Genomic DNA, 11,722 nt, shown 5'->3' on the forward strand with positions numbered 1-11,722 from the left:
CGGTCGGTGCCGGTCACGAATGACACGCAACGAGCGGTCGCAAACGGTGACAGCGCGCGGATGTCGGCACAGCGTTCAGGCAAGTGGTTCGTCGCGAACCGGCAGGTCGGCTAATCCATATATTCGACGCCCGAGTGCCCGGTTCAGCCTTCACGCAGCGGCAACCGCGACAGGCCGCTCGAAATGCGGACCATGCGTACCTTTTCCGCGGGCGATCTCGGCGCGCGGTAGCCCTGGGCACAGGTCAGAGAATCTAGCAACGCTAGACAGCGTTGGCGTTCCAGTGTTACCGTTGCTCCAGTTTCTAGCGTTGCTAGAATTTGGAAGGGAAGCCACAATGCTCGTTGTCACCGGCCAGATCATTGCCGTCGTCGCCGTTCTCGCCAATGCCGTCGTCTACGGCACCGATGTCTGCGGGGCCGCGATCACCCGGTCCGTATATCGCAAGCTCGATGATGCGACCGTGACCATCAGCGCGGGATGGGGTCACTACTACGGCGACAAGCGCATGCCGGTCTTCGGCGTGAGCGGTGTGGTCACCGCGGTGCTCACGCTGCTGATCGCGCTGGTAGCCGGGCAGATCGGTGCCGCCGTCGCGGCGGGGATCACAGTGGCGGCACTGCTCACCTGGCTCGCCTTCTACGTCCGCATCGCCAAGCCGATCAATACCAAGCAGACGGCCGCCGCCCAGAGCGGCATCATTCCGGCGGATGCCCGTGCGCTCCAGGACAAGTGGGACAGCATCCTGAAGTACCGCGTCACCCTCCAGTTCATAGCCATTGCCGGACTGTGCGCCGCGCTGATCCTGTTCTGATCTCACCCCACAAATTCCGGCTGATCGCCGTTCCGAACACCTGATATCTCACCGAGGAGTAACCACCATGACCTTCACCATCGCCGAACAGCAGTTCCTCGCGGAGGCCGGGATCGGCCGACTGGCCACCGTGTCGCCCGACGGCATTGTGCAGAACAACCCGACCAGCTATCGGGTGAACGCCGACGGCACGATCGATATCGGGGGCATGCGTATGCGCGCCAGCCGCAAGTACCGCAACGTCGAGGCGGGCAGCCGGGTATCGTTCGTCATCGACCAGCAGGTTTCCCTTGACCCCTACGTGATTCGCGGAATCGAGGTCCGCGGCACGGCCGAGGCGCTCGACGACGAGGAGCCTCTGTTCCCACCCCAGGAACGGGCGATCATCCGCATCCGGCCCGAACGGATCATCTCCTGGGGCATCGACGGCGGATCCTTCGACTTCACCAGTCGCGACGCCGAGTAGTTCCGGCATGGTGGGCGCTGGTGGATCACTCAGGGATGAGTGATCCACCAGCCCGCGCCCGCGAGAAACGCGTCCCAGGCGCGCGGTGCGAAGACGAGGGCAGGGCCCTGGGACACTCTCGGACTTCCGGACACTGGGCAATGTCCGAAATATGTTGCGGAGACTTGTAGTCGAATGGCCCTCCGTGAACCAGTGAATCAGGGCGGCGCATGCGCTCGGTAAGCGGAACGGGTGGACGACAGCCCTGCTACTGGCCGCTGTCAGCATTGCAAGGGCGCCATGTCTCGACACCTCAGCTCAGGACGGGGCGTACCCACCGCACCACCCCGGGCGTTGCCGGTGGCCTGAGCCAGTCCCCACAGAACCAGTGCGGCGAGTGCGAAGGCCGCGCCGATCCAGCAGGACGCCGACCATCCCCAGTTTCCGTATGCCCAGGTGACCGCAAGCGCGCCGACGGCCGAGCCGAGAGAATAGAAGGCCATGTAGGCGCCTATGACGCTGCTGGCGTGATGTGGGTGCGCTGCGGTCAGCAGGTGCTGGCTGCTGACATGTACCGCCTGGACTGCGAAGTCGAGCACGATGATGCCGATGATGAGCAGCCACAGGGTTGTTTCGATCCGGGCGATGAGCAGCCAGGAGACAGCGAGCAACGCCAGTGCGGAACCGGTGATCGCCTGTGCGCGATCGGAGTCGGCCCATCGCCCCGCGCGAGCGGCGCCGAGCGCTCCGGCCAGGCCCGCCAATCCGAGCAGGCCGATTTGTGTGGTGCCGAGATTCCAAGGCTCGGCGCCGAGCGGGAGGGCGAGCCCGCTCCAGAGGGTTCCGAAGGACGCGAAAAGGAAGAAGGCGATCAGTCCTCGGCTCAGGAACAGGCGATCAGTGCGCGCGAGTCGTCCCATCGATGCCAGCACCTGCCCGTATCGCGCGCCGGGAGTTCCGCGGTCCGGATCGAGTGTCACGCAGACAGCGAAGGCCAGCGCCACGCACAACACGGCGAGCACCGCGTACACCGCACGCCAGCCGACCGAGTCGCCCAGAACACCCGCGAGGACACGGACACCGAGGATGCCGATCACCACACCTGAGGTGACCGCCCCGATATTACGACCCCGCTCGCCCGGCGCGGACACGGCGGCGACATACGCGACAGTCACCTGAACCACCACCGCGAACAGACCCGCGAGCGCCAGCCCCGCCACCGCGACCGCACCGTTCGGGGCGGCGGCCGCTACCGCAGCCCCCGTCGCGGTGAGCACCAGCAACACCGCGATGAGCCGCCGACGATTCACCACGTCCCCGAGCGGAACCAGCAAGACCAAACCGGCGAAGTAGCCGATCTGTCCGGCGGCGACCAGCCCGCCGACCGACTCACTCGCCAATCCCAAGTCGGCGCCCACCACCTCCAGCACCGGCTGGATCGCGTAGATCGTCGACACGGCCACCGCACACACCAGCGCCAAGACCGAACGCCGCGACGTCGTGATTCCTACCGCCACCGAACCTCCCAATTAGTAGCAAAATGCAACTGTTCGGAGCGTAAGGCATAATAGTTTCAAATTGCAACCGATTGGGAGGCGGCTCATGACCACGACGCTGGGTTCCGGCCGAGAGTGGACCGATCCGACCTGCCCGGTCGCGCGGGCCGTCGACCTCATGGGTGACCGGTGGAGCCTGCTGATCGTGCGCGACGCCATGGACGGCGCGGCGTCATTCACCGACTTCCAGCAACGACTCGGGATAGCCCGCAACATCCTCACCGACCGGCTGCGCAGGCTCGTCGATCACGGCATCTTCACCACGACCACCGCCCCCGGCGGCAAGCGGCACACCTATGAACTCACCGACGCCGGGTTGGACCTGTTCACCGTTGTCGTGGCGTTGCGACAATGGGGAGAACGTCACGCCTTCACCGATAACGAACCACATTCGACACTCGTCGGCAGTGACGATAGCCCCGTCGCCCGGCTACGCACCGAAGACCACGGGGGCAACCTCGTCACCGCAGCGACCACCCACGTGCGCAAGGCGGGAAGTGGCGCTTCGGAATCGAAGGCATGATCAGCCGAGCAGAGATGCCGGCGCTCGCCGCCGCTCGGGTGGATTCACCGACCGAACGAGCTCGGACGACGCAGGGGTTCGCCGGCACCGTCAGGCAGCGGTGGAACCTGGCTGCGCATAGTGACGCAGTCGTTCATGGTGTTGTTCGCCGGCTCGTTCGTTTCGCAGGTGGATACGTGAGAGTGTTTCGGCGAGTAATTCGTTGGCGTGGTGGCGGTGGTTGACTCGCGGCGTTCGGTGGGGGTCGATGTGGGGTGGGGCGATCCAGGCGGTGCGCCCGGCATGAGGTGAGCGCGGGCCTTCGGTACGGGTTTTCCAGCCTCCGGGGCCGTCGTGGATGAGTGCGTGGCAGGCGTCGCAGGCCAAGGTGAGGTTGGTGATGTCAGTGTGGCCGTTGTCGCGGTAGCCGAGGACATGATGGACTGCGGACATGCTCGCGGGGGCATCGCAACCCGGGCGTGAGCAGCCCTTCAGGGCAGCGATCAGCGCGATCCGCTGCGCCGAGGAGGCGAGCCGTCTGGTTCGGCCGAGGTGCAGGGGTAGACCGTCGTGGTCGAATACGGCGAGCCAGGGTTGGGATCGTTGGGCCAGGGCGAGTGCATCTTGAAGGGGGACGGTGCCGCCGGTAGCGGTCGTCGCGACCCCGGCGCTGCGTTCGATGTCGTCGATGCTCATGGTGAGGATCGTGTAGACCGGCAGGCCGCGGTGGGCGCCGAGCCGCTCGGCGATCAGGCCGGAATTGAGAATAGCTTTGAGCGCATCATGGTTTCGCTGGGAGCTGGTGCGGTGGTCCCGTGCGGCTGCCTCGGCGAGTGCGGTGGGATCTGTCCAGATGCCGTCGGGCGGCTCGGGTGTCACATCAGTGTCGGAGGGTTGCCGGGCCGGGGTGTGTTCACCGGTCTCGGATGAACGCCGGGCGGGAGTGGGGCTTTCGGGGTCGTCGGGGTTGCACATGCCGGGGCGGGCGTACTTGGCCAGCAATGGATCCAGCAGGGCGCGTAGGACGGGGTCGATCTCGCCTCGGATCGGGCTCATCCCATCGGGGCGTTGGCGGCCGATGATGATGCCGCGCATGCGGGCTCGATCATGATCGGTGGTGAGGCGGCCGTCGGGGTCGAGGTAGGCCAGGATCTTGTCGCCAACCTTGCCGATATCGTCCGGGGACCCGGTGCGGGCGAAATCGGTCAAGATTTCCTCGGCGGCCTGCCGGTCATCATGTGTGGCGCCGCGCGGGACACGATTCATTACGGTGGCGATACCGCGGGCGTGATCGCCGGAGATCTCACCGGCGGTCAAGGCTTTCGCGGTGTGCGGCAGCAACGGTTCGACGGGATCGCCACCCATGTCATGAAACGTCGCCACCGAGTGTGCCTGGTGCACGCGGGCACCAGCGTCCGCACTGGCGAGGTTCAGGGTTTCCATCACAAAGCGTTTCAACGACTTCGACCCGTTCCGGGCAGGCAGCGACCGCTCAGAAGCCTCCACCAGCAGCCGGTGGCGCACCATGGTCAGCATCCGCGAGCACCGCTCCACCTCCCGCATCATCGTGATGACACCGGCATCCGACAGCGGCGTCAGCGGCTCATCGAGCAGGTCGGTGACGGCCGTGTGCAGGCGGGCCGCCGCGCCTTCTTCGATCCCCCCACTCGAATGCATGTTCGAATAATATCGCACCCGCCGCCCCAGAAACAGCGAAATCCACATCTGAACTGCACGTCTTCACACTGGACGCACGACCGAAACAGCGGAGGCCAGAGGCCCTACTCGATCACCGATCGACCAACGAATTCACGTCGACGGCAAGCGAATTGATGACGGCTGGAGAGAGGTCGGCGCCCCACCGCCGCTCAGGGCATGGGGCGCCGGGTTTCTCACGGACGATCGAACTCGCCTCTTCGCGCACCGGCGAGGAATGCATCCCACTCGCCTGGAGCGAAAACGAGGGCTGGGCCGGTGGGGTTCTTGGAGTCACGGACACCGACGATGCCTGTATCAAGGTGGGCTACCTCGACGCACTCTTTGGTCGACGAGCTCTTGCTGCTCTTGAACCACCGGGCTCCAGCTAGGTCGACACTCATCGCTGTAACTCCTTCGCTACATTCAGGAGCAGGTCACGGCTCCCTTGCTCGTTCAACGCTACACGGGAAATCCGCGCCAGCAGCTTGCGATATCGGTCCACCTCGGGCTCGTCCTCGATGTACAGATCGCCGGAATAGCCTTCGACATAGACCACAGGCGGCTCAGGGATCTTCGGCGCGGACAGTGGCGGAAACTCCAGCATGAGAAAGCTTCCCGCCAACAGCCCGGGGTGGCTTGCCGCATCGAATGGCACGATCCGAATCGAGATACCCGGCCGATCCATCAACTGCGTCAGCCGCTCGAGCTGCCCGGCCATCACCCCCGGGCCGCCAGTCTGCTCATGCAACACCGACTCCGACAGCAATACGTCCATCGCGAAGTCGTCGTCATCCAACCGCGACTGCCTGTGATTCGCCACCGCGATCCGCCGTTCGATCGCCGCGGTATCCACGTCCGGCGACTCCGCCCATGCGAGTGCTCGGCGATACTCCGGAGTCTGCAACAGACCGGGTATGACCGCGATTTTCCACGCCGTAATCCGGCTGGCCGCATCCTCCAACGCCAGGTAGTGGTCGAAGCCTGCGCTGAGCTGATCAGCAAACGCCCGCCACCATCCACCGCCCGACTTCTGCGCCGTTCGGAACTCTTGAAGTAGACCCAACAGCACCCGCCGATCACCATCACTCGCCGCATACCGATCGCACAGCGCGTTCACCTGAAGCGACGACACCCGCGTCCCGTGCCCATCCTCGATGCGCCCGATGCTTTGCGGCGACAACTCGATCGCCCGTGCCGCCGCCGACTGGCTGATCCCGGCTCGTTCTCTCAGTTTGCGCAGTTCCCGCCCCAATGCCCTGCGCGGAAGCGTAGTTCCCACCCTGCTCACCTCTCCGTACTGGAATGCTCCGAATTGGAACGATTTGACCTAGAGATGCCCGCACACGAAGTGTGGCAGCGCGGTGCGAGAAATGCCAGTGTGCGCGTGTCGATTTCGGCGCGTCGCGTGTCTACTGATCGCAGCGCACGACGGCGGGAAAGCCTCGCCGCACATCCGGCATCGAGTCCGGAGTACTCAGTTCCTGGATGGTTCATCGGGTCCCCGCCCGCAGCACCCCGTTGAACCCCGCCGTCGTGCGCCCCATCAGAAACTCACAGCGAGGGAACGATATGAAAGCCGTTGTGTACCTGAATGCGTCGTACTGCGAAGATCGTCGGCAGGGTTATGAAATGGAAGCGCGCGCCTTCGCCGCCAAGCAGGGCTATTCCGTCGCCAGAACTGTGGTCGAAGCCAAGAACGACGCACTCCCCTGGCTGCTGCTGAAGGCGAAGCAATTACAGGTGACCGCGATCGTGACACCGTCCATCGATCACATCGGCGCCCGCGCCCAAGACGTTCTCGACCGCTGCGACCTCCTGATCGTCTACCCCAGCGGCTTCCTCCCTCACGGCACCCGCCTCGCCATCCCGGCTCACGCCTCCCGCCCATGACCGGCCCCTACGGCCCAGACCTCGGCCTCGGCCTCGGCGGCGATATCCCGATCAACCACGACGCCCCGAAACCCGGCACCGGATTCTTCCGCGACGAACTCGAATCAATGCTGACATACCACATAACCTGCGCCCCATGCGCTTTCAAGACAGAACTACTGAACCTGCTGGAACGAATGAAGCATCATGACATCACCTTTGCCCGCGTGAGCTATCAGAAAGGGAATGTCGGATCAGAACTACCGCGAGCCTGGATATCTGATGTGAATGACGGCGATGAATAACGGCGGAGCTCTGGTATCGCAGCATCCTGTCGCCTTCGGCGAGACGCAACGGATCCTCAGCGACGCAGAATCCAACACCGGCGCCGGCATACCGAAATCCGGCCGGGCACATGCCGACCGGATTCGGGTTGTTCATTTATGGTTTCGAGCGTTTCGAAAGTTCAGGCTCGCTTCAGTCCCACATATTGCAGGACTGCGAATCCGCCGACGGTGATTGCCTGGAGTACCGCCCAGATCGCGCCTACCACGGTCAGATCCAGGCCGGCGGCGGCGAGGGCGACCAAGCTGAGGACGACCCAAGCAGCGTTGCCTGCGATGACAACCCGGACCGCTGCGGAGTTGATGTTCGCCTGGGCGCCGACGAGAGCCACGCCGATGCCGTAGAGCAGCAGGAAGATGCCGACCGGGATACCGACGGCGGTGTCGAGGCCGAGCAGGGATTCGATCGGGCCGGACAGCGCCAGGTAGGCGAGGCCGTTGGCGGCGGTCACCACCGCGTCGAGGCGCAGCGAGAACCGCAACAGTGCGGGCCCGGGGGCGAGCAGCGTGGACAGGTGGCCGGGTGCGGTGGTGGTCATGATTACTCCTGAAAGATTCGGGGGGAGGCAGGATCAGGCGGCGCTGGGGACCTTGTCGAGGAAGCCGTAGACGCTGGCGATGCGGCCGTCGGCGATGATCGCGACGTCGAAGCCGACGACGACCGCGGGGCCGTCGACGGGGCCGAGCTCCCACGTGAAGCGCACCTGGTCGTGGTGTCCGTCGATGGGGCCCGCGGGCCGGAACACCCAGCCAGGGAACTGAGCCTGGACTCCCCCGATGGCGGCGGCCAACTGCTCATGGCCTGCGACCGACACCAGCGGGTCGACGTAGGTGGCGTCGGGGGTGAAGACCCGTTCGACGGCGGCGGCGCGGGCCTGCGCGTCGGTGGTGTTCCAGGCTTCCAGGTACTGCGCGACGAGAGTGTTCATCCTGTCCTCCATAACGTCTGATCTGCGGTTTCTCCGCCTGATCGGTTGATGAGAACTACGTTATGGGCGGGCAGGGGGTCGCCGAATCAGTCATCTATAAGTACTTTTCGGCCGCGGTTACCTATGCCCCTTCGGGTCGCTCGGCCGGGCGATGCCGGTGCCAACCCATGCCCGATCGCGCAGGGCCTCCGGGCGAGAGCGATCCCCGCTCCTCAGATGACCGCGGCGGCGGCTTCGAGTTCGGCGATGCTGCCGGACATGATCGTGCGCACGTGCTCGGTGATGTGCTCGAGCGGCCAGTCCCACCACGCCACCGCCAGCAGCCGGGCGACGTCACACTCGTCGTAGCGAGTGCGGATGAGACGGGCCGGATTGCCGCCAGCGATGCCGTAATCGGGGACGTCGGAGGTGACCACGGCGCCGGCGCCGATGATGGCGCCGTGGCCGATCCGCACGCCTGGCAGCACGGTGGCACCGTTGCCGATCCAGACGTCGTTGCCGACCACGGTGTCACCGCGATTCGGCAGGTCGGTGAGCAGGTCGATGTGGTCGGACCAGGCGCCGCCCATGGTGGGGAACGGGAAGGTGGAGGGCCCGTCCATGCGATGGTTGGCTCCGTTCATGATGAACCGCACCCCGGTGGCGAGCGCACAGAACTTCCCGATGATCAACTTCTCCGGGCCGTAGTGATAGAGCACGTTGCGGCTTTCGAACACGGTCGGATCATCCGGGTCGTCGTAGTAGGTGAACTCCCCGACTTCGATGAGCGGTGAGGTGAGCAATGGTTTCAGCAGCACCACCCGCGGCTGTCCGGGCATGGGGTGGAGCACGGTGGGCTCCGTGGGGAGGCGAAAGGGACCGTTGGGCACGAGGAATATCCTTCGGGCGGTGAGGTTTTCGGGCGGATGAGAGCGGGAGACGTCAGACGGTGACCGGTACCGGCGCAGACAGGGCGAGCTCGGCGCCCCGCCATCGCTGACGCAGCCGGCGATCGTGGCTCACGATCACCAGCGCACCCCGGAAGTCGGTCAACGCGGCTTCCAGATCCTCGACCAAGCCCGGCGAGAGGTGATTGGTCGGCTCGTCGAGCAGCAGGACATCGGTCGGCTCGCTGAGCAGTCGCGCCAGAGCCAGCCGCTGCCGCTGCCCCGTGGACAGGTTCGCCACGGGCGTGGCGAGCTGGGTGCGGTCGAACAAACCGAGCGACATCAGCCGTTCGGTGTGCTCGGCAGGCTCGCCGGTCCGGCCATGGGCGAAGGCCGCCAGCAGCGTCTGCCCCGGCACGGCGGGCGGGGGCTGCTGGGCGAGGTAGCCGATGCGTCCGCGGCGGATGACAGTACCGCTGTCGGCGGCGCGTTCGCCGGCGAGCACCCGCAGTAGGGTGCTCTTGCCCGCACCGTTCGGGCCGGTGATCAACAGTCGATCCCCGGCGGCGAGCGTGACACCGACGCTGCCGAGCCGATCGGCTACCGCGACATCGGTGGCCTCCACGACGGCGCCGCGCGCCGCGCCGGTCCGCAGCGTCGGCGTGAAACGCAGCGGTTGCGGTGGCGGCGGCACCGGGTCCGCGAGCAGCCGTCGCAGCCGTTCCTCCGCATTGCGGACCCGGCTCGCCAGCGACTGCTGTACGCGGCCGGCCGCGCGGTCATAAGCCATTTTGTTGTTGTCGCGCATGGCCCGCCCCGGCGCGACCTGCCGCGCGGTGGTCGCCGCGGTCTCGCGGAGCCGGGCGATATCGGCCTGCCATTGCACATGGGCCTGCGCCCATCGCTGCCGCGACGCGGCCTTGTCAGTGAGGAACCCTGCGTAGCCGTTGCCGTGACGCACGACCTGACGGCGATCGGCGTCGACCTCGAGCAGACTCGTCGCCACCCGGTCGAGGAAGACCCGGTCATGGGAGACGGCCACCGTCGTGCCGCGCCGGGCTCGCAGGTGGTCTTCGAGCCAGGTCAGGGCATCGTCGTCGAGATGATTGGTCGGTTCGTCGAGCAGCAGCACCTCGGGCCCCGCGGCGAGCAGGGCTGCCAGGCGCAACCGGACCTGTTCGCCACCGGAGAGACCGCCTACCAGACGCCACCGGTCCACCAGACCGAGCCCAAGTCCGTGCAGCGCCTGCTCGAGCCGCGCGTCGGCGTCATAACCGCCGCGCACTTCGAAAAGCGTGAGCAGTTCGCCATATTCGGCCATACCGGACTCGTCACCGTCCGACATGGCGAGCTCCAGACTCCGCATACGCCATTCGATCGTGCGCAGCTCGCGCATGGCACGGTCGACGACCTGCTGGACGGTCAGCCGCGGCGGCAGCTGTTCATCTTGGGCCAGATAGCCGACGCCGCCATCGGACTGGACGACGATCTCACCCGCATCGGGCTGCTCGGCACCGGCGAACAGGCGCAACAGGGTCGATTTACCCGACCCGTTCTCGCCGATGATCCCGGTGCGTTCACCCGCGCCGAGCGAGCAGGTGATCTCGTCGAGGACGCGCTTGCCGTGGAAGGACTTGGTGACCGCGCGCGCGGTGATCTGGGTTGGCATACACACACTCCGAAGCATTCGAGGACGACGCGGCCATCGGTGACCGCAGGGTCGGGTGAACACTTCGAATGAGCATCGGCAAACCTCACTAGTGCGACAACTGTCGTAATAGAATGGCAGGGCAAACTCGTTCCGTCAAGCATCGGATGATCGACGATGAATTCCGCACTGGATAACAACCGGCAACCCGCACCACCCCGCACACGACCGGGCGGCCGCACCGCCCGCATCCGCACCCAGGTGCTCGACGCGGTCCACGCGGAGCTGACCGAACACGGCTACGACGCACTCACCATCGACACCATCGCGGCCCGCGCGGGGGTGCACCGCGCGACGGTGTATCGGCGGTGGCGCGATGTCGGCGGGCTGATCGCCGACGTGTTCGCCGCGGCCGGCGATATCGACTGGCAGCCACGCGACACCGGTTCGCTGCGTGGCGATCTGGCGGCGCTCAACGAGGAGATTCAGAATTCGCTGACCGAACAGCCCTCGATCGCCGCGGCGTTGATCGCGGTGTCGTTTCGGTCAGCGGAGGCGGCGAGCGCATTGCAGCGGTTATGGGAGAACCGGTATGCGCAGTGCGAGATCGTCATCGAGCGGGCGATGCGGCGAGGTGAGATCCCGGCGGAAACCGACGCGCGGGAGGTGCTGATCGCGGCGACCGCACCGATCTATCACCATCTGGTGCTGTTGCGGACACCAGCCGACCCGGATCTTCCCGAACGGGTGGCCGACAGCGCGGCGCGGGCCGCGGCGGCAGGTGCGTTCACACGGCAGCACACCATCTGACCGCTCGACGAACACGTCATCATCAGCTACCTCTCACCGGATCGGGCCGCCGGTGACAGGTTCGATCAGGGATTTCGGCAGCGACCACCGCATGATCGCGAGACTGGTGTCGGCGAATCGCTTGCCGATCTCGGCAGCCCGATCGTCGGAATCGAGGCGGTGGCCGATCTGCTGCCCGCCGGGCGGATGGAGCGGGAAGTCGCTCTGCGCCGCTGATCGTTCGGGAGGGAACACCAGGCAC

General features: G+C 65.9%; 15 protein-coding genes. 6 read left to right on the top strand and 9 right to left on the bottom strand.

Going from position 1 to position 11,722, the window contains the following annotated elements:
• Positions 1-337 precede the first annotated feature (337 nt).
• Positions 338-814, top strand: a complete 477-nt coding sequence (locus tag GV792_RS18515; RefSeq protein WP_163825385.1) for a DUF1772 domain-containing protein — start codon at positions 338-340, stop codon at positions 812-814.
• Positions 815-881: 67 nt separating this feature from the next.
• Positions 882-1,280: a PPOX class F420-dependent oxidoreductase gene (locus GV792_RS18520; protein ID WP_163825386.1), complete on the top strand. Its 399-nt coding sequence runs from the start codon at positions 882-884 to the stop codon at positions 1,278-1,280.
• 260 nt (positions 1,281-1,540) lie between these two features.
• Here GV792_RS18520 and GV792_RS18530 read toward each other — a convergent pair whose 3' ends face one another.
• Positions 1,541-2,776 carry an MFS transporter gene (locus GV792_RS18530; protein WP_163825388.1) on the bottom strand — a complete coding sequence of 412 codons (1,236 nt, stop codon included), beginning with the start codon at positions 2,774-2,776 and terminating at the stop codon, positions 1,541-1,543.
• Between the two features lie 85 nt (positions 2,777-2,861).
• Between GV792_RS18530 and GV792_RS18535 the strand changes: the two genes are divergently transcribed.
• On the top strand, positions 2,862-3,338 hold the full coding sequence (locus GV792_RS18535; RefSeq protein ID WP_163825389.1) for a winged helix-turn-helix transcriptional regulator: 477 nt from the start codon (positions 2,862-2,864) through the stop codon (positions 3,336-3,338).
• Positions 3,339-3,428: 90 nt separating this feature from the next.
• Here GV792_RS18535 and GV792_RS18540 read toward each other — a convergent pair whose 3' ends face one another.
• From GV792_RS18540 to GV792_RS18550, 3 genes are all read right to left on the bottom strand, one after another.
• Positions 3,429-4,994 carry an HNH endonuclease signature motif containing protein gene (locus GV792_RS18540; RefSeq protein WP_163825390.1) on the bottom strand — a complete coding sequence of 522 codons (1,566 nt, stop codon included), beginning with the start codon at positions 4,992-4,994 and terminating at the stop codon, positions 3,429-3,431.
• Positions 4,995-5,209: 215 nt separating this feature from the next.
• Entirely contained in the window at positions 5,210-5,416 is a 207-nt protein-coding gene (locus GV792_RS18545; RefSeq protein ID WP_163825391.1) for a DUF397 domain-containing protein, read from the bottom strand.
• Positions 5,413-6,267: a helix-turn-helix domain-containing protein gene (locus GV792_RS18550; RefSeq protein ID WP_256668436.1), complete on the bottom strand. Its 855-nt coding sequence runs from the start codon at positions 6,265-6,267 to the stop codon at positions 5,413-5,415. The genes GV792_RS18545 and GV792_RS18550 overlap by 4 nt, the downstream gene beginning before the upstream one ends.
• A 317-nt stretch (positions 6,268-6,584) precedes the next feature.
• Here GV792_RS18550 and GV792_RS18555 point away from each other — a divergent pair, with 317 nt between their 5' ends.
• On the top strand, positions 6,585-6,905 hold the full coding sequence (locus GV792_RS18555; protein WP_163825392.1) for a hypothetical protein: 321 nt from the start codon (positions 6,585-6,587) through the stop codon (positions 6,903-6,905).
• Positions 6,902-7,189 carry a hypothetical protein gene (locus GV792_RS18560; RefSeq protein WP_163825393.1) on the top strand — a complete coding sequence of 96 codons (288 nt, stop codon included), beginning with the start codon at positions 6,902-6,904 and terminating at the stop codon, positions 7,187-7,189. Before GV792_RS18555 ends, GV792_RS18560 begins: the two co-directional genes overlap by 4 nt.
• 161 nt (positions 7,190-7,350) lie before the next feature.
• Here the strand turns inward: GV792_RS18560 and GV792_RS18565 are convergent, their stop codons facing one another.
• The 4 genes from GV792_RS18565 to abc-f form a co-directional block, all read right to left on the bottom strand.
• Entirely contained in the window at positions 7,351-7,767 is a 417-nt protein-coding gene (locus GV792_RS18565; protein ID WP_163825394.1) for a hypothetical protein, read from the bottom strand.
• A 33-nt stretch (positions 7,768-7,800) separates the two neighbouring features.
• Entirely contained in the window at positions 7,801-8,157 is a 357-nt protein-coding gene (locus GV792_RS18570) for a nuclear transport factor 2 family protein (RefSeq protein WP_175583027.1), read from the bottom strand.
• Positions 8,158-8,369: 212 nt separating this feature from the next.
• Complete coding sequence (locus GV792_RS18575; RefSeq protein WP_163825443.1) at positions 8,370-8,975, bottom strand: CatB-related O-acetyltransferase; 606 nt, start codon at positions 8,973-8,975, stop codon at positions 8,370-8,372.
• Positions 8,976-9,078: 103 nt separating this feature from the next.
• The gene (abc-f, locus tag GV792_RS18580) at positions 9,079-10,692 is read right to left on the bottom strand and encodes a ribosomal protection-like ABC-F family protein (RefSeq protein WP_175583028.1); all 1,614 of its coding nucleotides are present in this window, start codon (positions 10,690-10,692) and stop codon (positions 9,079-9,081) included.
• A gap of 156 nt (positions 10,693-10,848) precedes the next feature.
• Between abc-f and GV792_RS18585 the strand changes: the two genes are divergently transcribed.
• A complete protein-coding gene (locus tag GV792_RS18585) occupies positions 10,849-11,481 on the top strand; it encodes a TetR/AcrR family transcriptional regulator (protein ID WP_163825397.1) in 633 nt (210 codons plus the stop codon).
• Positions 11,482-11,514: 33 nt separating this feature from the next.
• On the opposite strand, the gene GV792_RS18590 is transcribed toward GV792_RS18585, so the two are convergent.
• Positions 11,515-11,715 (bottom strand): hypothetical protein, encoded by a 201-nt coding sequence (locus tag GV792_RS18590; protein ID WP_163825398.1) that lies wholly within the window; start codon positions 11,713-11,715, stop codon positions 11,515-11,517.
• Positions 11,716-11,722: the final 7 nt, after the last annotated feature.

This window comes from Nocardia cyriacigeorgica, from assembly GCF_010868145.1.
Classification (GTDB): Bacteria; Actinomycetota; Actinomycetes; order Mycobacteriales; family Mycobacteriaceae; genus Nocardia; species Nocardia cyriacigeorgica_D.

Excerpts from the sequence above, each read along its gene's own strand:
- GV792_RS18515 (WP_163825385.1), top strand. The coding sequence starts at position 338 with ATGCTCGTTGTCACCGGCCAGATCATTGCCGTCGTCGCCGTTCTCGCC.
- GV792_RS18520 (WP_163825386.1), top strand. The coding sequence starts at position 882 with ATGACCTTCACCATCGCCGAACAGCAGTTCCTCGCGGAGGCCGGGATC.
- GV792_RS18535 (WP_163825389.1), top strand. The coding sequence starts at position 2,862 with ATGACCACGACGCTGGGTTCCGGCCGAGAGTGGACCGATCCGACCTGC.
- GV792_RS18540 (WP_163825390.1), bottom strand. The coding sequence starts at position 4,994 with ATGCATTCGAGTGGGGGGATCGAAGAAGGCGCGGCGGCCCGCCTGCAC.
- GV792_RS18545 (WP_163825391.1), bottom strand. The coding sequence starts at position 5,416 with ATGAGTGTCGACCTAGCTGGAGCCCGGTGGTTCAAGAGCAGCAAGAGC.
- GV792_RS18555 (WP_163825392.1), top strand. The coding sequence starts at position 6,585 with ATGAAAGCCGTTGTGTACCTGAATGCGTCGTACTGCGAAGATCGTCGG.
- GV792_RS18560 (WP_163825393.1), top strand. The coding sequence starts at position 6,902 with ATGACCGGCCCCTACGGCCCAGACCTCGGCCTCGGCCTCGGCGGCGAT.
- GV792_RS18565 (WP_163825394.1), bottom strand. The coding sequence starts at position 7,767 with ATGACCACCACCGCACCCGGCCACCTGTCCACGCTGCTCGCCCCCGGG.
- GV792_RS18570 (WP_175583027.1), bottom strand. The coding sequence starts at position 8,157 with ATGAACACTCTCGTCGCGCAGTACCTGGAAGCCTGGAACACCACCGAC.
- GV792_RS18575 (WP_163825443.1), bottom strand. The coding sequence starts at position 8,975 with ATGCCCGGACAGCCGCGGGTGGTGCTGCTGAAACCATTGCTCACCTCA.
- abc-f (WP_175583028.1), bottom strand. The coding sequence starts at position 10,692 with ATGCCAACCCAGATCACCGCGCGCGCGGTCACCAAGTCCTTCCACGGC.
- GV792_RS18585 (WP_163825397.1), top strand. The coding sequence starts at position 10,849 with ATGAATTCCGCACTGGATAACAACCGGCAACCCGCACCACCCCGCACA.